General features: G+C 67.9%; 17 protein-coding genes. 14 read left to right on the top strand and 3 right to left on the bottom strand.

Features of this window, described 5'->3' with window-relative positions:
* Positions 1-20: 20 nt before the first annotated feature.
* Entirely contained in the window at positions 21-1,733 is a 1,713-nt protein-coding gene (locus tag QNO03_RS07035) for a bifunctional 3'-5' exonuclease/DNA polymerase (protein WP_289602737.1), read from the bottom strand.
* Between the two features lie 118 nt (positions 1,734-1,851).
* Here QNO03_RS07035 and QNO03_RS07030 point away from each other — a divergent pair, with 118 nt between their 5' ends.
* From QNO03_RS07030 to QNO03_RS06995, 7 genes are all read left to right on the top strand, one after another.
* Positions 1,852-2,124: a hypothetical protein gene (locus QNO03_RS07030; protein WP_289602735.1), complete on the top strand. Its 273-nt coding sequence runs from the start codon at positions 1,852-1,854 to the stop codon at positions 2,122-2,124.
* Positions 2,125-2,281: 157 nt separating this feature from the next.
* Complete coding sequence (gene ssd, locus QNO03_RS07025; protein ID WP_289602734.1) at positions 2,282-3,487, top strand: septum site-determining protein Ssd; 1,206 nt, start codon at positions 2,282-2,284, stop codon at positions 3,485-3,487.
* Complete coding sequence (locus QNO03_RS07020) at positions 3,484-4,686, top strand: TadA family conjugal transfer-associated ATPase (RefSeq protein ID WP_289602731.1); 1,203 nt, start codon at positions 3,484-3,486, stop codon at positions 4,684-4,686. The genes ssd and QNO03_RS07020 overlap by 4 nt, the downstream gene beginning before the upstream one ends.
* Before the next feature lie 606 nt (positions 4,687-5,292).
* Entirely contained in the window at positions 5,293-5,613 is a 321-nt protein-coding gene (locus QNO03_RS07015; RefSeq protein ID WP_289602729.1) for a hypothetical protein, read from the top strand.
* 858 nt (positions 5,614-6,471) lie between these two features.
* Positions 6,472-7,116, top strand: a complete 645-nt coding sequence (locus QNO03_RS14690; protein ID WP_502874556.1) for a DUF4244 domain-containing protein — start codon at positions 6,472-6,474, stop codon at positions 7,114-7,116.
* A gap of 8 nt (positions 7,117-7,124) precedes the next feature.
* Positions 7,125-7,538: a TadE family type IV pilus minor pilin gene (locus QNO03_RS07000; protein WP_289602727.1), complete on the top strand. Its 414-nt coding sequence runs from the start codon at positions 7,125-7,127 to the stop codon at positions 7,536-7,538.
* Between the two features lie 154 nt (positions 7,539-7,692).
* Positions 7,693-8,013 carry a hypothetical protein gene (locus QNO03_RS06995; RefSeq protein WP_289602725.1) on the top strand — a complete coding sequence of 107 codons (321 nt, stop codon included), beginning with the start codon at positions 7,693-7,695 and terminating at the stop codon, positions 8,011-8,013.
* A 106-nt stretch (positions 8,014-8,119) separates the two neighbouring features.
* Here QNO03_RS06995 and QNO03_RS06990 read toward each other — a convergent pair whose 3' ends face one another.
* Together QNO03_RS06990 and QNO03_RS06985 are read right to left on the bottom strand one after the other, a co-directional pair.
* Positions 8,120-10,459 (bottom strand): DEAD/DEAH box helicase, encoded by a 2,340-nt coding sequence (locus QNO03_RS06990; RefSeq protein ID WP_289602723.1) that lies wholly within the window; start codon positions 10,457-10,459, stop codon positions 8,120-8,122.
* A 92-nt stretch (positions 10,460-10,551) separates the two neighbouring features.
* On the bottom strand, positions 10,552-11,205 hold the full coding sequence (locus tag QNO03_RS06985) for a GNAT family N-acetyltransferase (protein WP_289602721.1): 654 nt from the start codon (positions 11,203-11,205) through the stop codon (positions 10,552-10,554).
* A gap of 83 nt (positions 11,206-11,288) precedes the next feature.
* On the opposite strand from QNO03_RS06985, the gene trhO reads away from it, so the two are divergent.
* The 7 genes from trhO to proC all read left to right on the top strand — a co-directional run bounded on the left by trhO (position 11,289) and on the right by proC (position 21,568).
* Entirely contained in the window at positions 11,289-12,182 is an 894-nt protein-coding gene (trhO, locus tag QNO03_RS06980) for an oxygen-dependent tRNA uridine(34) hydroxylase TrhO (RefSeq protein WP_289602719.1), read from the top strand.
* Positions 12,183-12,350: 168 nt separating this feature from the next.
* Positions 12,351-14,186 (top strand): FAD-dependent oxidoreductase, encoded by a 1,836-nt coding sequence (locus QNO03_RS06975; protein WP_289602718.1) that lies wholly within the window; start codon positions 12,351-12,353, stop codon positions 14,184-14,186.
* Positions 14,187-14,259: 73 nt separating this feature from the next.
* Complete coding sequence (locus tag QNO03_RS06970; protein ID WP_289602716.1) at positions 14,260-15,876, top strand: DUF7059 domain-containing protein; 1,617 nt, start codon at positions 14,260-14,262, stop codon at positions 15,874-15,876.
* A gap of 169 nt (positions 15,877-16,045) precedes the next feature.
* Complete coding sequence (topA, locus tag QNO03_RS06965) at positions 16,046-18,778, top strand: type I DNA topoisomerase (RefSeq protein WP_289602714.1); 2,733 nt, start codon at positions 16,046-16,048, stop codon at positions 18,776-18,778.
* 29 nt (positions 18,779-18,807) lie between these two features.
* On the top strand, positions 18,808-19,818 hold the full coding sequence (locus QNO03_RS06960; RefSeq protein ID WP_289602713.1) for a Ppx/GppA family phosphatase: 1,011 nt from the start codon (positions 18,808-18,810) through the stop codon (positions 19,816-19,818).
* Position 19,819: 1 nt separating this feature from the next.
* A complete protein-coding gene (locus tag QNO03_RS06955) occupies positions 19,820-20,665 on the top strand; it encodes a sugar phosphate isomerase/epimerase family protein (protein WP_289602711.1) in 846 nt (281 codons plus the stop codon).
* 57 nt (positions 20,666-20,722) lie between these two features.
* On the top strand, positions 20,723-21,568 hold the full coding sequence (proC, locus tag QNO03_RS06950) for a pyrroline-5-carboxylate reductase (RefSeq protein WP_289602708.1): 846 nt from the start codon (positions 20,723-20,725) through the stop codon (positions 21,566-21,568).
* Positions 21,569-21,647: the final 79 nt, after the last annotated feature.

Here is a 21,647-nt window from a genome sequence, read left to right as displayed (position 1 = left end):
GCTGCCGCCTCAGAGGCGCGTTATTTGGCGTCCGCGTAGGAGTCCACGGCAACCGCAACCACCGGGAACTCCAGCGGGATATCCCCGAACAGCAGTCTCGTGGCGGCAGCCGCTGCCTCGGTCACCAGGGTGCTGACCTCTTCGACCCGTCCGGCGGGAACGTGGAGCATCACCTCGTCGTGCAGGAAAAACACCAGTTCCCCCGCGGGGGAGGCCGACGACGCCGCCCGCAGCCGCCGTCGTATGTCCGCCAGCCAGCACAGGGCCCATTCCGCCGCCGTCGCCTGCACCACGAAGTTACGCGTGAACCGGCCCTGGGCGCGGGCGAGGGAGTCTGCCCGGCGCTGTTCCTCGGCGCTCGTGCTTTGCTGGGCGCGGAGCCAGCGTTCCGACACCGGCGGCGAGCTGCGGCCCAGATGGCTGCTGACCACCTGTCCTGCTTCACCTGCCCGGGCGCCGCGTTCCACGACGCCGATGGCCTGCGGGTAGGCGCGGGTCAGCACCGGCATCAGCCGGCCGGATTCGCCGCTGGTGGCGCCGTACATTGCTCCGAGCATCGCCAGTTTGGCCTTCGCCCGGTCACCCTCGAAATTCCGGTCGGCGATGCCTTGGTAGAGGTCCTTGCCGCGGGCCGCCGCGGCCAGTGCGGAGTCCTGCCCCAGGGCGGCGAGGACGCGGGGTTCCAGCTGCGCGGCGTCGGCCACGATCAGCCGGTGGCCCGGATCCGGGCGGACAGCGTCCCGCACGGTCTTGGGGATCTGCAGTGCGCCTCCGCCGCGCGAGGCCCAGCGCCCGGACACTACGCCGCCCACCAAGTATTCGGGGCGGAAACGGCCGCGGTCCACCCAGGCGTCCAGCCACGCCCAGCCGTTGGCGGTCAGGAGCCGGGACAATTTCTTGTACTGCAGCAGCGGCTCGATGGCCGGATGGTGATGTTGCTGCAGCTCCCAGGAGCGGGTGCTGCGTACCTCGATGCCGGCACGGTGCAGGGCGCGCAGGAGCTCCTGCGGGGAATCCGGGTTGAAGCCGGGGTTACCCAGCAGCCGGCGCAGCTCCGCCACGAGCTGCTCGAGTTTCTCCGGCCGCTGGCCTTCGGGCGGGCGGGGGCCGAGCTCCTCGGCGAGCATGGCCTCATGGATGTCCCGGCGCCACGGAATGCCGGAGTTTTCCATTTCCACCGCGATCATCCCGCCCGTGGACTCCGCGACGGCCAGCAGGTTCAGTTTCGCCGGGGATGCAGACCGGGCCACCGCGTCCAGCTGGTCCGCGAGTTCGGCGGCGAGTTCCGCGGCCGTGCTCTGCTGCGGTCCGCCTGCCGTCCCGGCGGGGGCGTCGAGGGTATCGAAGATCGAGGTCTGGTCGGGGGAATGCCGGACCGGCAGCAGCTGCCGGGGTGCGGCGTCGGTGGGCTCTTCCGCCGTACGCAGCTTTTCGATGTACGGGGTCGGGGGCACCGACTCGGCAAACCGCAGGACGCCCCGCACCAGCGCGAGGTCATGGCAGCGTTCCACGGTGATGCCGTCGGACAGCAACCGTGAATACACGCCGCGCGCCGTCTCCCAGACCCAGCGGACCGGTGTTTGATCGTAGTGCCGGACGGCGGCAGGCAGCCGGTCTCGGGTCACGACGACGGCGGGTGCGGACGGGGCGCCGGCGTCGTCGGTTTCCTGCAGGGTCCAGGTCTCGTCCTCCGCCTGCGCAGCGCCGGTGCCGGGGGCGAGGACGATGTACATGCTTCTATTCTCACCCGGAAGCGGCCCGGGCCGGGGACGGGCGCTGCGTGCCTTCCGCACGCGCCGCCGGCCCGGATAGGGAAGACTGGAGGTTCACCATCACCAAAGGCGGAACCACTTGATCACTCTTATGCAGGACACCGACGGCTTCATCCGGATGGACCGGCATTTCCCCGGCTCCATTTCCGTCAGCATCACGTTCACCGACGGCACCAGCGAAGTGGTCACCGGTGCCGTCCTTAACCAGGCGTACGACGACGCGCTGGCAGTTTTCCGGGCGAAAAACGGCCTGGACGCCAAGGGGTTCTCCCGGGTGCCGAAAAAGGCCTTCGGCGGCGGTAACAAGATCGACTACGTCCCGGTGTCCCCGGGTCTCGGGGAGAAGGCCTAGCGTCCTCCGGGGCGATAAATCCCTGCAGTCCCGGTAGGACTGAAAGAGGACTTCTGCACGGAAGCTTCCCCTCCACACGCCCTTGACGGTTGGTCAGTTTCCCCAGTGACCGCGCTGTGGATGTATGGATAGGCAGCCCGCCCGGAAGGGTGGGCGCATGAACGAGGAACAAGGCACCCAGGCCTATGCGTCGGGACGCGCCGGGCCGCTGCCGGAGCCTGACGGCAGGCGCGGCAGACGGCTGCGCGGGACTATGCCTGGCGAGGGCGCCGTCGTGGTGCTGGTAGCCGAAGACCAAGGGCTGCGGGACGAAGTGGCACGCCTGGCTGCCGCAGCCGGTGTTGAAATCTCCGTGGCCGCGGGCGTCGCAGATGCCCTGGCACTGGAACCTGAGGTGCTGCTGCTGGGCAGTGACCATGTGCGGTCACTCGCCGAGCGTGGGGGCGGAGAGCGCGGCATTCCGGGAGTCCGGGCGGCTTCCAGTCCGGGTGCTTTACCTCCGGGGGCAGGGAAAACCGAGGTCATTGTGGTGGGGCTGGCACCGGACGCCGGCATTTGGGATGTTGCTGCTGCGAGTTCTGCGGCGCGGGTGGCCATCCTGCCCGCCGCCGCGGGGTGGCTCGCCGGTTACTTGAGCAGGCAGCGGAGTGTTTCCGGCGGGGTGGTGCTGGGCGTGCTGGGCGGCTGCGGCGGGGCCGGGGCATCCGCCGTCGCGTGCTGGCTGAGCGCCGGCGCGGCGGACCGGGGCGAACCCGTGCTGCTCGTGGAAGGGGATCCATGGGGTGCCGGCCTCGAATGGGTGCTGGGTGCCGGGGAGCTGGAGGGCATCCGCTGGCCGGACCTGGTGGAACTGAGCGGCAGCCTGAACCCGGTGCAGCTGGCAGCAGGGCTGCCGGCGCTGGCAGGTTTTTCCTTGCTGGCACGGGGCGGCGGTCAACCTTCCCCGGATGTGGGGGTGATCCGGGCGGTCATGGACGCGGCCCGTAGCGGGTATGGACTGACTCTCGTGGATCTTGGCCGTGCAATGGGTCCGGATTCCCTGCTGCCGTTCTGTGACCAGGTGCTTCTGGTGGTTCCGGGCCGGGCAGCCGGTATCTTGGCCGCACGTACGCTGCTGCCGTATCTGGGGCCGGTTCCCGTCCAAGTCGTGGTCCGTGGTTCTCTCGGCGACGGACTTGATGAGCTGCGGACCGCTGAGGCCCTCGGGCTCCCGTTGGCGGGGTATGTTCCCTCACTGAGGGGGATGGGCCGGGCCATGGACACCGGGCGGGTGCTGTCCTGTCTGGGGCGGCCCGGGATCAGGCGCGGCGTCCAGCGGATACTGGACCAGGTCCTGCCCCGTCCAGCCGGGGCACACGCGTGAGTGCCACCGGCGGTACCTTTCCCGGCAGCTACGCACCGGCCATTGGCCCCGATCCGTTGCTGGCGCGGGTGCGGGACCGGATGCTGGCCCATCCCGAGCCCGTCACCGGCGCGCGGCTCGCAGCGGCGGTGCAGGCCAGCGGGCGGCTGCTGGGATCGGAGGGAGCCCTGCACGCGGTCGACCGGGTACGTGCGGAAGTCCAGGGGCTGGGCGTCCTGCAGCCGCTGGCAGCGCTGCCCGGGGTCAGCGACATTCTGGTGAACGGACCGGACCGGGTCTGGGTCGACGCCGGGCGGGGACTGGAACTGACCGGGGTGCGCTTCGCAGCGGACTCCGATGTACAGGCGCTGGCCACCCGGCTGGTAATTGCCGGCGGGCGGCGGCTTGACGATTCCTGCCCCTGCGTCGACGTCCAGCTGCAGGGCTACCGGGTACACGCCGTCCTTGCTCCCGTTTCCACGGGTTCAACGCTCCTGTCGATCCGTATCCACCGGAACCGGACCTTCACCCTTGGCGAGCTGGCGCGCGGCGGAACCCTGGACGAGCAGTGCGAAACCGTGCTGCGGAACATTGTTCGCCAGCGTCTGAACTTCCTGGTCAGCGGGGCAACCGGTACCGGGAAGACGACATTGCTTTCCGCCTTGCTGTCCCTGAGCGGGCCGCAGGAGAGGGTGGTGCTGGTCGAGGACGCCGCGGAACTGAACCCGGTGCACCCGCACGTGGTCGGGTTGCAGAGCAGACACGGAAATGTGGAGGGCACGGGGATTCTGGACCAGGCGGAACTGGTCCGGCAGGCGCTGCGCATGCGCCCGGACCGGTTGGTGGTGGGGGAGTGCCGCGGAGCAGAGGTGCGGGAGTTGCTGGCTGCCCTGAATACCGGGCACGACGGTGCGGGTGGAACCATCCATGCCAACTCGGCAGCGGACGTCCCTGCCCGGCTGGCCGCTCTAGGCGCGCTCGCCGGGATGACGCCGGACGCTGTGGAGCTGCAGGCGGGGGCTGCCTTGGACGTGGTGGTCCACCTGAACCGTGCTGCGGGTGGCCGCATTGTTTCCGAAGTTGCCGTCCTGGGCATGGCGGGCGGCCGGCTGACAGCCATTCCGGCGCTCGTCCGAACAGGTACCGGTTATCAGCGGCGTGCTGGGTGGGCGGAACTGGAGCGCCGATTGGCGGCACATGGTGTGGACGGGGCTGCCTGACCATGGCGACACGTAAGCGCCCCGTCCGGCGGTGGCTCCATTGACTACGGCGACGACGGTGTCTTCATTGGCTTCACTGGCTGCTCCATTCGCTCGATTGGCTGTGGTGGGTAGGGCGGCGGAACTATGGACGGGCTGAGGGCCTCGGTGCTGCTTGCAGTGGCAGTGCTGTTTTGGACGGTGCCGGATCGAGGACGGGTGCTGATTCCTCCAGGGGGCCGGCGCCCGCGCCAATCGCCCCGGCCCTTGTCGCGGCTGTGGAACCGGGCCGGGGTGGAGGGGGATGCCCCTGCCCTGCTGGTCCGCGAATTGGCTGGGCTCTTTGCGGCGGGACGGCCGGCGCACCGCATCTGGGCCGACGCGGCCACACTTTACGATGCGGAAAGCGCTAACGGAGGCGTTGTTCACCCGTTCACTCCCGTGCTGCAGGCGGCAGCGGCCACTGCTTCCATGGGGTTCAGTCCTGTTCCTGTTCTGGCCGCCGCAAGCCAATCGGGTCGCGCCGGGCAGTCCGGACCTGCACCTCCCCGTTCCCACGCCCGCTCCCACTCGCCACATGAGCAGCTGCTCCGTGAGCTGTGGGCAGGACTTGCCGTATGCATCCGGGTGTCCGAACGCAGCGGTGCCCCGCTGTCTGCAGTACTCGCCCGTTATGCCGGACAACTGGATGCCGCCCGGGATGCGTCCGCCGACCGCGACGCGGCCCTTGCCGGTCCCCGCGCAACCGTGCGGCTGCTGACGTGGCTTCCTGCGGGCGGAATGCTGCTGGGCTACCTGCTGGGAGGCAACCCGCTTCACGTACTCGCGGCCACACCACTGGGATGGGCGGCAGCCGTGGCGGGCGGCGGCTTCTGGCTGGCCGGGCGGCTCTGGTCCGCGAGACTGGTGCGGGAGGCACAAAGCCCCTCCTCGGTGGGGCCCGGGTGAGCGGACTGGTGGTCTTTGTGTGTCTGGCTGCGGCGGCACTTCTCCTGCTGCCGGAGGGCAGGCGCCCGGTGCCGCGGGAACGCAGCAGGGCTTCTACACATTCTCAGAGCGGTTGGATCAGCGATCCCGCCCTGATGCTTGACCTCATAGCGGCAATGTTGGAAGCCGGGCAACCTCTGACCTACGCCCTGGCGATACTGGCCGACGGGGTGGACCCGGCAACCCGCCGGGACCTTACCCGTCTTTTGGGGGCACTGGAGCTCGGTGTTCCCTGGGAAACCGCATGGCAGCTTTCAGCGGGCGGCGGCGCGTCCGGACAGCGGACCGCCCGGATAAAGCAGCGGGGGACCAAGCGCTCCCCGGGGCAGACCAAGGCTTCGCCGGGAACGGTGCCGGCTGGGCAGAGAGGTCCCTCCGCGCAGAGAGGTCCCTCCGCGCAACCTTCCTCGGCGCTCGCGGCCCTTGGGCCGGCGCTGCGCTTTACCGCAACCACCGGAGCCCCGTCCGCTGCAGTGCTTTATTCGCAGGCTGACTCCCTTCGGCGGCGGAGGCAAGCCGAGAGTAGGCGCCGGGCGGCAGCCCTTGGGGTGCGCCTGGTCGTGCCGCTCGGTCTGTGCTCCCTTCCCGCTTTCGTCGCGCTGACGGTGGTGCCGCTGCTGCTGTCGCTGCTGCCCGGCGGTTTATGACCATTTCCCGGCAGGGCACTGTGGTCCCGGGGCGGCGGGGAGGAAACGGTGTCCTCCTCCACAGCCCTCTGTCGGCACCCGGTTGTTCCAAACAGCACCCCCTGAGCATCTATCGCGAACCGGTCAGCAACAGGATCGAGTTCCTCAGAACTTTTCACTAGGAGGAAATACCATGGCACCGATCCCCGCATCCTTCCCCGGCCGGATATCCCCAGCCATCCCTCATCACCTTCTGCCGCTTGCCGTCCCCGGTGACGCCGGTGCGAAGCCCGTCGGCAACGATGGATCTGGTGCGGTTGCGATGCCCGAAAGAAACGTTGGGTCCTCCGGCGTTGCTGGGCGCTCCGACGATGCGGATTCCGCCGGCATAGCGGAGTCCGCGGTCAGCATTGCGCCGGTCGGTGCGACTCTGCGGACCGACGAAAATGCCGCTGTCCGCAGTGTCTGCCCCAATCCTTTGACTGACGGACGCCACGGACTGCACAGCCTGTCCGGGCGGGCTGCTCCTGTTACCCGGCGGCTCACGCTGGTTAAACCGGTCATGGGTTCTCCCCGCGAAGGCGGCTCAGGAGGACACCCGGAAGATGACCCTGCAGCAGGCCTGGCGGCAAAACCCGCTGTAAGGCGCCGAACTACCGCCGCGGAGCTTTCCGCTCCGGCCTGGTCCGACCGGGAAGCGGGAATGGCTACAGCGGAATATGCAATCGCCACGTTGGCTGCCGTGGCCTTTGCCGGGCTCCTTGCTGTGGTCTTGGGAAGCGATGAAGTCCGGTCGATGCTGGTGTCCCTGATCCGGTCCGCGCTGACCCTCGGATGAGAGGACGGATGAAGGGATGGGCGATGCCGGGAACCGCCGCGGGGGATCCGAGGGGTGGGCGGGACCGGGGTGCCGTCACCGCAGAGTTCGCCGTGGCGCTGCCGGCCATTGTGCTGGTGCTTGTAGGCGGGTTAACGGGCATTGCAGCGGGAGTTACACAGCTGCGGCTGGAGGAGGCAGCCCGGGCAGCAGCAAGGGAGATCATGCGTGCGGACCGGGAAGCAGCAGAGGCTGCCGTGGAGCGGTTGGCGGGCAGCCCGGCTCAGTTGGTGCTTTCGGAAGAGGACCAGTGGACAGTAGTGGAGGTCCGCAGCGCTTTGTCCCTTCCAGTGCTGAGCCTGCTGCCGCTGGAACTCTCCGCCGATGCCGTCGCCTTTCCCGGGGATGGGGGTCTGCCTGATGGGGCCAGACCTGAGCGCTGAATCCGTCCCGCCGCCCCGCACAACGGGCCCCGACCTACACGGCACCGACTCGAAGAGCCGGAGTACCGACACGAGGGACAGGGGTGCCGGAACGATTACCGCGATCGGTATCTGCCTCATCTTGCTGGGGTTCTCGGTAGCTGCCTTGGTACTGGTGCAGACATCGGTGGGTGCTGTCCAGGCCGCCACCGCTGCGGATCTGGCGGCGCTCGCGGGCGCCGATGCCCTGCGTGGTCTGCAGCCAACGGGCCAAAGGTCGGGACCCGTCACCGGGTCCGCATCCGGCGCCGCTGCCGGTCCCGGTCCAGCGGGCGCCTGCGGGGTGGCGGGGGAAGTGGCTGCAAGGAACAACGCAGCACTGCGGAAGTGCAGCGCGGACCCCGAAGCGGGAATCCTCACCGTGGAAGCGCAGGTGCGGGTTCCTGCACTGCCGTATCCCGCCACGGCCACGGCACGTGCCGGGCCTCCCGGCTAAGAAACCTGCACGGAGGAGGCCAGGGCCAGGACGACAGCGCCAGAGGGAGCGAGTCCGAGGGCCTCATGCGGAGGAAGCCAGGTCCTCCGGCGCCAGGAAGCCGAGGCTAGGGGGTCAGCACCAGCGCGTCCGGCGCGTGATCCAACAGCACGTCCAGGAGCGTGACGGCACCCTTCTTATCCAGCGGGTTGTTCTTGTTGCCGCACTTGGGGGACTGCACGCAGGAGGGGCAGCCGCCGTCGCACTCGCAGGCCCGGATGGCATCGCGGGTCGCGGTGAGCCAGATCCGGGCAGCCTCATAACCGCGCTCGGCGAAGCCGGCACCGCCGGGATGCCCGTCGTAGACGAAGATGGTCGGCTTCTCGGTATCGGCATGCAGGGCCGTGGACACCCCGCCGATGTCCCACCGGTCGCTGGTCGCCACCAGCGGCAGCATTCCGATGGAGGCGTGTTCTGCGGCATGCAGGGAACCGGGGAAATCGGCAGGCGCCAGTCCGGCCGAGACCAGGAACTTCTCGTCGATGACGAACCAGACGGCCTTGGTGAACAGCTCCTTGGCTTCCAGCTCCAACGGTTCCTCACCGAGGATTTCGTTCGAGATCAGAGCCTTGCGCTGGTAGGACACCACCTGCGTCGTCACCTTGACCGTGCCGAAGCAGACCTGGATGCCGTTCCACTCCGAGGTCCGGTCGGTTTCCAGCACCTCGACCTGGGTGATGTCCCGGGCCTGGGTGTAGAACTCCGGGTTGGTCCGGGTCACCATGGCGCAGTGGTCGGCTTCATTGAGCTCGTCCACCAGGAAAGTTTGTCCCTGATGAACGTAAACCGCCCCGGTGTGCGCCTGGTACTGCGCCTGCGGAGAGTCCATGGTGCCCAGCAGCATGCCCGTATCCGTCTCCACAATATTGATCGGACCACCGCCGGCCGCCCGCAGGTTGACCATGGACGCGGCGCTTTCCGGGTGCGTCCAGAACCAGCCGGAGGGCCGGCGCCGCAGATAGCCCTGGTCCACCAACTGTTCCAGCAGCCCGCCGGCAGTGGGGCCGAACAGCTCCCGCTCATCGGGAGTCAACGGCAGCTCCGCCGCGGCAGCGCACAGGTGCGGTCCGAGGACATACGGGTTGGACGGGTCGAAAACCGTCGCCTCCACGGAAATATCAAAGATGGCTTCCGGATGATGCACCAGATAGGTGTCGAGCGGATCGTCGCTGGCCACGAAGGCCGCCAGGGCGTCCTGCCCCGACCGTCCGGCCCGGCCGATCTGCTGGAACAACGAGGCGCGGGTACCGGGCCACCCGGCCACCAGCACCGCGTCGAGGCCGGAAATGTCGATGCCCAGCTCCAGTGCGGAGGTACTGGCGATGCCCAGCAGCTCGCCGCTGCGCAGCCGCCGTTCCAGCTCCCGCCGTTCCTCCGGCAAATAGCCGGAACGGTACGCCGCAACCCGGTCCGGAAGCGAAGGATGCACCTCATCCAGCAGCCGCCGGGTAATGGTCGCAATCGTTTCGGCCCCACGGCGGGACTTGATAAAGGCAATGGTGCGTACCTGTGCCGCCACCAGGTTGGCCAGCAGATCGGCGGTCTCCGCCACGACCGTGCGCCGCGACCGGGCGCCGTTCTCTCCCTTGAGCTCGGTCAGCTGCGGCTCCCACAGGGCCACCGTCGTGGATCCGTGCGGCGAACGGTCGTGCGTCACAGCGGTGACCGGCGCGCCAATGAGCCGGCTGAAGGACTCCGAGGGTTCGGCGGACGTGGCCGAGGCGCCGATGAACACCGGATCGGCACCGTAATACCGGCAGATCCGCCGCAGCCGCCGGATCAGGTTCGCGACATTGGAGCCGAAGACCCCGCGGTAGCTGTGCGCCTCGTCGATGATCACGTATTTCAGCCGGCGGAAGAACCGGGCCCACCACGCATGGTTCGGCAGCACCCCGAAGTGCAGCATGTCCGGATTCGCGAGCACGAGATTGGCGTGGTCCCGGATCCAGCGGCGGGCACCGGTGTCCGTGTCGCCGTCGTACGTCTCGGCGCGGACCGTGGGAAGGCGCAGCGATTTTACGGCGGCCAGCTGATCGGCGGCCAGCGCTTTGGTGGGTGCCAGATACAGGGCGACAGCGCCGGAGGGTTCGAGGGTGGCGCGGTCATCCAGGGAGGTGCGGTGGATGGCATCGAGGACGGGCAGCTGGTAGGCCAGTGACTTACCCGACGCTGTGCCGGTGGCAATGATCGTGTGCTGGCCGGCATGAGCAGCCTCGGCGGCTTCCATCTGGTGGGCCCACGGCTCCTGGATGCCGAGCCCCTGATAGGCGGCAACGACGTCGGGGTGTGCCCAGGAAGGCCACGGCGCAGTGACGGCCAGGCGCGCAGGAATCTGATGCACGTGCATCAGCTGCTCGGGCTCGGCGCCGCCGCCGAGCAGCGGGATCAGGGAATCATGAAGAGCCACGTGCTCATTGTCCCATCCGGCAATCCGCGGCGGCGCATGTTCACTGCGGGGGAAACCAGCCCGGGAAACCGCCGGGGAACCCACAGTGAAAATCAGAGCCGGGGCTCGAACATCACCACGGCCGCCAGGGACTCCCAGCCCAGGTACCGGTAGAGTTCCTGGCCGTCGAGGGACGCGATGAGCAGCCCGGATTCGGCGTCGTCCTCCAGTGCCTGGGCGGTCAAGGCCCGCATCACGTAGCTGCCCAGCCCGCGCCGTCGGTAGCCCGGCTCGGTGATGATCCGGTCAAACACTGCGTAGCCGTCCACCACGGCCATCCGCCCCTGGGCTATGGGCTGCCCGTCGTCGAACACCGTCACGGCACCCACCCGGTCCTCATGGGTGCTTTCGGCATTGAAGGTGTCCCACGGCAGCACGGGGGCCTCGATGTCCTGGCCCTCCATATCCGCGACCATCAGCACTTCATCGGTTGAACGGATCTGCAGCCCGTACACCGAGGCTGCCCCGTGCATTTCCCGGACCCGGGTCGTCACGATGGTGAACAGCCGGGAGGGACTGTGCCGTGCGGAGGAGGCGAGGGCGGCGAACTCGTCGGGGGAGGGCTCCAGCGCGAAATACTCCCAGTCATTGGTCCGGTCGTGCAGCAGCGCCGCAGGGAAACGCCCCTCGTGGCGGGTCCGGTAGCCCCTCGCCTGTGCCCACCCGGAGACCCAGGTCTCAAGTAAATCGTCATCCAGCGCTCTCATAGATGCACATTAGCGGCCGTCCGAGGGGAACGGTATGGATGGGAGATGAAAAGCGGTCCACCGGCTCGGTCTACCCTTGTCTAGTGGCATTGAACCGAATCGCACTGTATTACGCTTTCACTCCTCTTCCGGACCCGGACGCGATCCGCCTCTGGCAGCGCGCCCTCTGCGAAAAGCTGGCCCTGCGCGGGCGGATCCTGATCTCCAAGGACGGCATTAACGGCACCGTCGGCGGGGAGCTCGACGCCATCAAGGCCTACGTCAAAGCGACCCGGGAATACCCTCCATTCAAGAAGATGGACATCAAGTATTCCGAAGGGTCGGCGGAGGACTTCCCGCGGCTGAGCGTGAAGGTCCGCGACGAAATCGTGAGCTTCGGCGCACCGGGCGAACTGAAGGTCGACGAGAACGGTGTGGTCGGCGGCGGAACCCACCTGCGCCCCGAGGAACTCCACCAGCTGGTTGAAGAGAAGGAAAAAGCCGGTGAGGAAGTGGTCTTCTTCGACGGGCGCAATGCCTTCGAAGCGCAGATCGGCAAGTTCAAGGGCGCCGTGGTCCCCGATGTAGCCACCACCCACGACTTCATCAAGGAACTTGAATCCGGCAAGTACGACGACCTCAAGGACAAGCCCGTGGTCACGTACTGCACCGGCGGCATCCGCTGCGAGGTGCTCTCCAGCCTGATGGTGAACCGCGGGTTCTCCGAGGTCTACCAAATGAAGGGCGGCATTGTCCGCTACGGGGAAACCTACGGGGACAAGGGCCTGTGGGAAGGCTCGCTGTATGTCTTCGACAAGCGGATGCATACCGAGTTCACGGACGACGCCGTGACCATCGGCGAGTGCGTCCGCTGCCACGCGCCCACGAGCAAGTTCGAGAACTGCTCCAACCCCTCGTGCCGGAAATTGACCCTCTACTGCGCGGACTGCGCCTCCGACCCCGCCACACTCCGCTGCCCCGACGGCTGCGACGACTGACACCCGGAACCACTTGGGCGCCTATGCACTGCCTGTGTACTTCCCATGTACTTCCCCAACCGGCGTTGTTAGCATCCCCCGCACGGGCGGCGATGCCCGTGAGGAGTCCGGCCCGGGCCCGGTGACAGCCGGCGCACCGGGCTCGGCCTGGCCCAAAGGCGGGGGAACATGGAAACGGTTGACACAGCGCTGGATGCCGCAGGAGGAGCAGTCGGGAACGGGCCAGGCACGCAGGTCCCCGACACGGAAGCGGACCCCGGCGCCGGATCCGCGGCAGCCAGGGAGTGGGACCGGATAGTCGACGTCCTGGTGGTCGGATCGGGAGCGGCCGCATTAACGGCGGCCATCACCGCAGCGGACGAGGGGCTGGACGTGCTGGTGGTGGAAAGCACCCGGCTGTGGGGTGGCACCACGGCCATTTCCGGCGGTGGCCTGTGGATGCCCGGTAACCCCCTGATGAAAAAGGCGGGGGTGCAGGACAGTCAGCAGAATGCCCTCACCTATATGGAGGAGGTGATTGCCGACGTCGGCCCTGTCTCCTCACGCGAACGCAAACTCGCCTTCCTGCAGTCCATCCCCGAGGTCGTGACGTTCCTGGGCGGCCTCGGCGTCCAGTGGATGCGTTCCAAGGACTACCCCGACTATTACCCGGACCGGCCCGGCGGCATGGTGGGGCGTTCCCTGGAGGTCAAGGCCTTCGACACCAAGCTGCTGGGCCCCTGGTTTAAGCAGTCCCGAGCAGCCGCGTCGGGCATCCCCGCTCCGCTGGCCACCGACGATGTCTGGGAGCTCTCCCGGGCCTGGTCCACGCCGAGCGGCTTCGTCCGCGGAGCCCGTTTTGTCTTCCGCACCCTTGGCGGCCTGCTCCGGGGCAAACGCCTGTACGGTCTGGGCGGTGCCCTCTCATCCTCGCTGATGTACATCGTCCGCAACCAGCAGACCCCCGTCTGGCTTTCCGCGCCGCTGACGGATCTGATCCAGGACGACGAAGGCGCGGTGCTGGGCGCCGTGGTCCGCCGGCAGGGCCGGGATGTGAGGATCAAAGCCCGCCGCGGCGTCGTCCTGGGCGCCGGAGGATTTGCCCGGAACGCGGCATGGCGGGAAAAGTACCAGGGCCTGGAAAAGGAGTACTCCTCGGCACCGGAAGGGGACCTGGGCCAGGCAATCGACATCGTGGCTGCCCGCGGCGGTGCGCTGGCCCTGATGGATGACGCGTGGTGGGGTCCCACCGCCGTCGGACCCAAGGGCAAGGTCACATTCACGCTCGCGGAACGGTCCATGCCCTTCTCCCTGGTGGTCGACGCGGCGGGCAAACGGTTCCTGAACGAGTCGGAATCGTATGTGGACTTCGGCCACCACATGCTGGAGAACAACAAGAAAGTGCCGGGGGATCCCGCGTGGCTGGTGTTCGAAGCCCGGCACGCCCGCCGCTACCTGTTTAATGCCCTGCTGCAGGGACGCCGGGAGTGGCAGCGCCAGGGTCTGCTTGTCCGGGACGGCACACTGGCCGGCCTCGCCGGAAAGATGGGTGTTCCGCCGGCCGTCCTCGAAGCCACCGTGGAACGGTTCAACGGTTTTGCCCGGACCGGAATCGACGAAGATTTCCACCGGGGCGACACCGTGTATGACAACTACTACAGCGACCCGCGGGTGAAGCCGAATCCGAATCTGGGCCCGTTGGAGCAGGGACCGTTTTCCGCCGTACGCCTGTACCCGGGTGACCTGGGAACCAAGGGTGGACTGGTGACGGACGCCGATGCCCGCGTGCTCCGCGAGGACGGCAGCGTCATCCCGGGCCTATACGCGGCGGGAAACACCACTGCGTCGGTCATGGGCCGTACCTACCCCGGGGCCGGGGCAACCATCGCCCCGGCGGTTGTCTTCGGCTACCGCGCCGCCCGGCACGCCGCCGCCTACGGTGCCGCAGCGGCCGGAACCGCCGCCGCACCCGCGGTGGCCGCCGCGGCTCCTGCCGACCTGCCGGTGCAGGCCACGGCAGGGTAGGCCGCCCCATGCCTCGGGGTGTCGGAACGGGGTGGGGTACGGACCACTGATTACCCGGCCATAGACTGTGGATGTGAGTGATTTCTCTTTCGTTCCTTCCGCACCCCGCAGCCGCGACACCTGGCTCCTCAAGGCGCTCGCCGCCGATCTGGAGGAGGCCGGATACACCGTGAACGGTGTGGCCGAATTCCTCGGAGAGGACGCATCGGCGGCCCTGCAGCGCGACCAGCTGGTCCCTGCGCTGCTGGCCTGCCGGGCGGAAGCCGAGGCTGCCTCCCCCCGCCGGGTGGCCGTTCCCGTCCAGCTCTGGCTTCTGGGCGAAACGGCGGAGCGCGCCGAACTCGACGGCGCGCTGCCCCGCACAGGCACGGAAGGCCTACTGGAACTCGGGCTGATTGAACGCGGCCGCGTGTTCGGCACCTTCCGCGCCGCGGTGGACCTTCGCCCCTACGGCACGGACGACGGCGGCACAGGGTCCGACGGGAACCCGGACGGCGACCTTTGGGTGGCCAGCGACCTGGGCAGCCACCAGCGCCCCGGAGTGCTCCGCCGCGACCATGTCCTGGGTATCGGGCAGGCCTCCCTGAGCCTGGCCCAGCTCACCGTGCGCGCACCCGTGGGCCGCGCCCTGGACCTCGGGACCGGCTGCGGTATCCAGACTTTCCACCTGCTCCGGCACGCGGACCACGTCACGGCCACGGATGTTTCCGAGCGTGCACTCGCCTTCACCCGGTTCAACCTGATGCTCAACTCGTCGCAGCTGGACATCGATCCGGACCAGCCCGGGGAACGCTTCACCCTCCGGCTGGGAAGCCTGCTGGAACCGGTGGCGGAGGAGAAATTCGACCTCGTGGTCTCCAACCCGCCGTTCGTCATCACCCCGCGCACCGGTGAGGACAGCGAACGTTACACCTACCGTGACGGCGGCCTGGCCGGGGACGGCATTGTTGCCGCGCTGGTCTCCGGACTGCAGGACGTCCTGCGCCCGGGCGGCACCGCGCAGATGCTGGGCAACTGGGAGATCCCGGAGGACCGGGAGCAGGACTGGTCAGCCCGGGTCGAAGAGTGGCTTCCGGAGGGGACGGATGCCTGGGTCATCCAGCGGGAGACCCTCACCCCGTCCGAATACGCCGAAATGTGGCTCCGTGACTCCGCGCAGGGCCGCGACCGTGAAGAGTACGCTGCGGCGTACGCCGGCTACCTGGAGGACTTCGCCTCCCGGAGTGTCGGGACTGTGGGATTCGGCTCATTCTGGCTGCGCCGGCGACGGAAGCCCGGGGCTGAGCCGCTGCGCCGGTTCGAAGAGATCACCCATCCCATCGAGCAGCCCATGGGGCCGCACCTCGACGCCGCTGTCCGCCGGTTCGACTGGGTCAGCGCCCGCGGCGACCTCACCGACGTGCACCTCCTGGTGGCCGACGACGTCACGGAGGAGCGCCACCAGCGCCCCGGAGCCGAGCATCCCGGGGTGATCCTGCTCCGCCAGGGTGCCGGGCTGCGGCGCACCAACCTCATGAGCACTGAGCTCACCGGATTCGTGTCCGCGTGCGACGGCGAACTGTCCGCGGGGCAGATCATCTCGGCGCTGGCCGCCCTGCTGGACCGTCCGGATCCTGAGTTTGGCCGGGAGCTGATCGCGGAAGTGCGTAATCTGGTGTTGGACGGGTTCCTCGTTCCGGACCGCTGGTAGGCGGCGCACCTGTCCCCGGGCAGGTCAGTGCCTGCGGTGCTTTCCAGTTACCCTAGTGCTGGGGCATCGCGCATACTGTCTGTGGATGAACCGGACTGCGGATGCACCAAAGCGCCGGAACGAAGCGCCCCTAAACTCATTTGAACCACCTTTGTTACGTAGGAGAACAGTGCCAGTTAAGGCAACGGACAAGAAGACCGGCAAGAAGCTTGTAATTGTCGAGTCTCCGGCCAAGGGCAAGACCATCGCCGGGTACTTGGGCGAAGGCTTCGAGGTGACGGCATCGATGGGTCACATCCGCGATCTTCCGCAGCCCTCCGATCTGCCCGCCGAGCTGAAGAAGACGGGTGTCGGCAAGTTCGCCGTCGACCTCGACAACGACTTCGAGCCGTATTACGTGGTGTCCGCAGATAAGCGGAAGAAGGTGGCTGAGCTCAAGGCCGCACTGAAGGACGCCGATGAGCTCTATCTCGCAACTGACGGTGACCGCGAAGGTGAAGCCATTGCGTGGCACCTGCTGCAGGTGCTCAAGCCCAAGGTCCCGGTCCACCGGCTGACCTTCCCGGAAATCACCCGCGAAGCCATCCAGCGTGCCCTGCTGGAAATGCGCGACGTTGACGTTGCCATGGTGGACGCCCAGGAAACCCGGCGCATTCTTGACCGCCTGTACGGGTACGAGATATCCCCGGTGCTCTGGCGCAAGGTCGCCCGCGGCCTGTCCGCCGGTCGCGTGCAGTCCGTCGCTACCCGCCTTGTGGTGGAACGCGAGCGGGAGCGCATGGCGTTCCGCGCGGCGTCGTACTGGGACCTGGTGGGAACCTTCGCCACCGAAGCCGCCGAGAAATTCAAGGCCCGCCTGGTCGCCGTCGACGGCGCCCGCGTGGCCACCGGCAAGGATTTCACCGACCGCGGTGAGCTGAAGTCCAAGACCGCCGTGCACCTGGACGAAGCGGCGGCCGTATCGCTTGCCGCCGGCCTGGAATCGGCCGCGTTCAGCGTCCGTTCCGTGGACACCAAGCCGTACACCCGCCGTCCGGCCGCCCCGTTCACCACCTCCACCCTGCAGCAGGAGGCCGGCCGCAAGCTGCGCTTCTCCTCGCGGGTGACCATGCAGGTGGCCCAGCGGCTGTATGAAAACGGTTACATCACCTATATGCGTACGGATTCCCCGGCGCTGTCGGACCAGGCCATCAACGCGGCCCGCCGCCAGGCTTCGGAGCTTTACGGCCCCGAATACGTCCCCGAAGCCCGCCGCGTGTACAAGGGCAAGTCCAAGAACGCCCAGGAAGCGCACGAGGCCATCCGCCCCGCCGGCGACTCCTTCCGGACCCCGGCGCAGGTCGCGTCGTCGCTGCGCGGCGACGAGTTCCGGCTTTACGAGCTGATCTGGAAGCGCACCGTCGCCTCCCAGATGGCCGACGCCAAGGGTTCCACCGCTTCCGTCCGCATCGGCGCGGTGTCCACTGACGGCCGCGACGCCGAGTTCTCGGCCTCCGGTACCGTCATCACCTTCCGCGGCTTCATGGCTGCCTACGAGGAGGGCCGCGACGCCGTCCGCGAGGACGACGAGGCCGAGGGCACCGAAGGCGCCCGCCTGCCGGTGCTGAAGGCCCAGGACGCCCTGACCGCTGCGGACATCGCCGCCGGCGGCCATGAGACCTCCCCGCCGCCCCGGTTCACTGAAGCGTCGCTGGTGAAGATGCTCGAAGAACTCGGCATCGGCCGCCCCTCCACCTACGCCGCCACCATCTCCACCATCATGGACCGCGGCTATGTCACCAGCCGCGGACAGGCGCTGGTGCCGAGTTGGATCGCGTTCTCCGTGGTCCGCCTGCTGGAGGAACACTTCACGGACTACGTGGATTACGACTTCACTGCCGAGCTCGAAGAGGACCTGGACCGCATTTCCCGCGGCGAAGCCGGCCGTGTGGAGTGGCTGAACCAGTTCTACTACGGCGACCGGGTGGAAACCGGCCTCCACACCATCGTGAACGACCTCGGCGAGATCGATGCCAAGGCGATCAACTCCATCGAGATTGCCGACGGCATCGTGCTGCGCGTGGGCAAGTTCGGCCCGTACCTGGAGCGGCCGCTGCCCGCCGACGCCCCCGAAGGGACCGAGCCCGAGCGGGCGAACGTCCCCGAGGATCTGGCCCCTGACGAGCTCACCGCCGCCAAGGCCCTGGAACTGATGGAAACCGCCGCCCCCGAGGAGCGCGTGCTCGGCACCGATCCCGAGACCGGCCGGACGATCGTGGCCCGCAACGGCCGCTATGGTCCCTATGTGATCGAACTGATTCCGGAGATCACCGAGGAAGAGCTGGCGAACCAGCCGGTGGAGTACTACAAGAACGGCAAGCCCAAGCCACCGAAGAAGCCGGTGAAGGCCAAGCCGCGCACCGGTTCGTTGTTCAAGTCCATGAGCGTGGAAACCGTGACCCTGGACGAAGCGCTGAAGCTGATGAAGCTGCCGCGCGTCCTGGGTACCGACGCCGAGGGCAACGAAATCACGGTGCAGAACGGCCGGTTCGGTCCGTACCTGAAGAAGGGAACGGACTCGCGTTCCATCGGGTCCGAAGAGGAAATCTTCACGATCACGCTGGACCAGGCGCTGGAGATCTACTCCCAGCCCAAGCAGCGCGGCGGCCGGCAGGCGGCGGCGCCGCTGGCGGAGTTCGGTGCCGACCCCGTTTCGGAGAAGCCGATTGTGGTCAAGGACGGCCGCTTCGGCCCGTACATCACGGACGGCATCACCAACATCACGGTGCCGCGTTCCACGGCCATCGAGGAGCTGACCCGCGAGCAGGCAATCGAGCTGCTGGCGGAGAAGCGCGAGAAGGGTCCGGCCAAGAAACCCGTGAAGAAGCGTGCTGCACCCCGTAAAGCCGCGGCCAAGAAGTAGCGGGCAGTCGGTAGAGCGATAATGGAACCATGCGCCTAGGCGTCCTCGACATCGGGTCCAACACCGTCCACCTCCTGCTGGTGGACGCGCACCCCGGTGCCCGCCCGGCTCCTTTTGCCTCGCACAAGCGGCCGCTGCAGCTGGTGTCGTATTTGGACGCCGACGGCGGGGTAAGCCGGGCCGGGCAGGACGAGCTGATCGGCTTCATCAACGAAGCCTGGGATTTCGCCCGCCGCCACGGTGCCCAGGACCTGCTCGCGTTCTCGACTTCGGCGATCCGGGAATCGGCCAACGGTGCCGAGGTACTGGCCCGGGTACACCGGGAAACCCCGGTGCGGCTGGAGGAACTCTCCGGCGGAGACGAAGCCGCAATGACGTTCCTTGCCGCCCGCCGCTGGTACGGCTGGGGTGCCGGCTCCATTCTGGACCTGGACATTGGCGGAGGCTCCTTCGAAATGGCCCTGGGCCAGGACGAGCTTCCGGAAATCGCCCGGTCACTTCCCTTGGGTGCGGGGCGGCTGACCCGGGACTGGCTCCCCGGGGACCCACCCACGCCCAAGAGCATCAAGAAGCTGCGCAAGTACATCCGCGGCATGGTGGAGGAAGTAGCCGGGGAGTTTACTGCCTTTGGCCGGCCGGACCTCGTCACGGGCACGTCCAAGACCTTCCGTTCCCTGGCCCGCATTGCCGGCGCCGCGCCGTCGGCCGCCGGTCCGTTCGTGCCCCGCGTGCTGACCTTGGAGGACCTTTCCCTCTGGACCAAGCGGCTGGGCGCCATGAGTGCACGGGACCGCGCCGACCTGGACGGCGTCTCGGCGCTGCGGGCTCCCCAGATGCTTGCGGGAGCCCTGGTGGCGCAGGCTGCCATGGAGGCCTTCGACGTGCCGGTCCTGAAGATCTGCCCCTGGGCGCTGCGTGAGGGCTTGATCCTGCGCCGATTCGATACCCTGCGTTTTGAGACAACCGGTGACCTGCCCCGCGGTCCCGTCGAGGGGGAAGAATTCCTCGTGGAAGCGGGTCCCTCCCTCAATGGAAGCTGACATGTCGACGTCCCTATCAGAGCCGCAGTCCGGACATTCCGCCGCCATCCCGGTGGCGCTGTCCAGTTCCTCCGTGTACCCACTGTCCGTTCACGACACCTTCGCCATGGCCCATGACCTGGGGTATGACGGCGTGGAAGTCATGGTGACCAACAGCCAGGTCAGCCAGGACCCGGATGCCTTGAAGGACCTGAGCGAGCGGTATCAGCAGCCGATCCTCGCCATCCACGCTCCGACCCTGCTCTTGACCCAGCAGGTCTGGGGCAAGGCCTGGACGAAGATTGAGTTGTCCGCGGCGATGGCTGCTGAGGTGGGAGCCTCCACCGTCGTCACGCACCCGCCGTTCCGCTGGCAGACCGGCTACGCGGAGAACTTCGCCGAGGGCGTGGAGGACATTGCTGAACAGTACGGGGTCACCATTGCGGTGGAGAACATGTACCCGTGGCGGGTCCGCGGACGCGAGGCGAAGGCCTACCTGCCGCACTGGGACCCGGTGCCGCAACCCTACGAAAACATCACCTGGGACTTTTCCCATGCCGCCATCGCCGGCATGGATTCCTTTGAACAGATCCGCAAGCTCGGGCCACGGCTCCGCCACGTCCACCTGACCGACGGAACCCCGAACGGCAAGGACGAACACCTGCTTCCGGGTGAAGGCACCCAGCGGTGCGGTGAGGCGCTCTCCTACCTGGTTGATTCCGGCTTCAGCGGCGTGGTGGCCGTGGAGGTCAGCACCCGGAAGGCACGGGGAGCGGGGGAGCGCGAGGAGCAGCTGAAGCAGACCCTGGAATTCGCACGGGAGCATCTGCGGCCCAAGGCTGTGCTGTCGGGCCGCGACGTCCAGTAAAGGGTCCTGGCAGGCCCGCCGGACCATGCGCATGCACAGCATGACAGAATCGAAATCATGGACACGGCACAGAATCCCCGACTGACTTTCCTTGGCTGCGGCTCGATGAACGAAGCGATCCTTGGCGGGATCCTCGCTGGCGGCCTTGAGCCCGGGCAGGTTACCGCCACCGTCCGGCGCACCGAGCGGGCCGAAGAACTCCGCGCAGCCCACGGGATTACCGTCCTGGCCGGGAACGCGGACCCGGAGGCTAACCGGAAAGCCGTGGCCGGCGCCGACCTCGTCATCGTAGGCGTCAAGCCCGTGGGAGTTGCGGACCTGCTGCGGGAAATCGCGGCGGACCTACCCCGCGGCGCCGTGGTGCTCAGCGTGGCGGCAGCCGTACCGCTGGCCCTGATGGAATCGCTGCTGCCCGAAGGCCAGCCCGTGATCCGTTCGATGCCGAACACCCCGTCCCGCCTGGGCCGCGGCGTCACGTCCATTTCCGCCGGACACTCTGCGGGACCGGAAGCCATGGACCTGGCCCGCCGGATCCTCTCGGCGACCGGCACCGTGGTGGAGGTACCCGAGGAACAGGTCGACGCCGTTTCCGCCGTCAGCGGCTCCGGCCCCGCGTACGCGTTCTACCTGGCCGAGGCCATGGCCCGTGCCGGCGTGGAACTGGGCCTGGACCCGGACCTCTCGGCCCTGCTGGCCCGTGAGACGGTCGCCGGTGCCGGCTACATGCTGGCCGAGCCCGACGCCGACGCTCCCACCCTCCGGCGCGGCGTGACCAGCCCGAACGGCACCACCGAAGCGGCCATCCGCACCTTCGACGAACTGAACCTGCCCGGCATTATCGAATCCGGCGCCCGTGCGGCTGCGGCCCGGGCACAGGAAATCACCGAGCAGCTGACCGCGTAGGCATACGGACCTAACCGGCCCACTCTTGCGTCCAGCCGGGCGTAGCACCCGTCCCTCGCGCTATTGCGTCTGGCCGACG

Origin of the sequence: Arthrobacter sp. zg-Y877, from assembly GCF_030373105.1 — a bacterium.
Taxonomy (GTDB): domain Bacteria; phylum Actinomycetota; class Actinomycetes; order Actinomycetales; family Micrococcaceae; genus Arthrobacter_B.
Note: the sequence above shows the minus strand (reverse complement) of the source record. Positions and strands in the feature narration are given on the sequence as shown.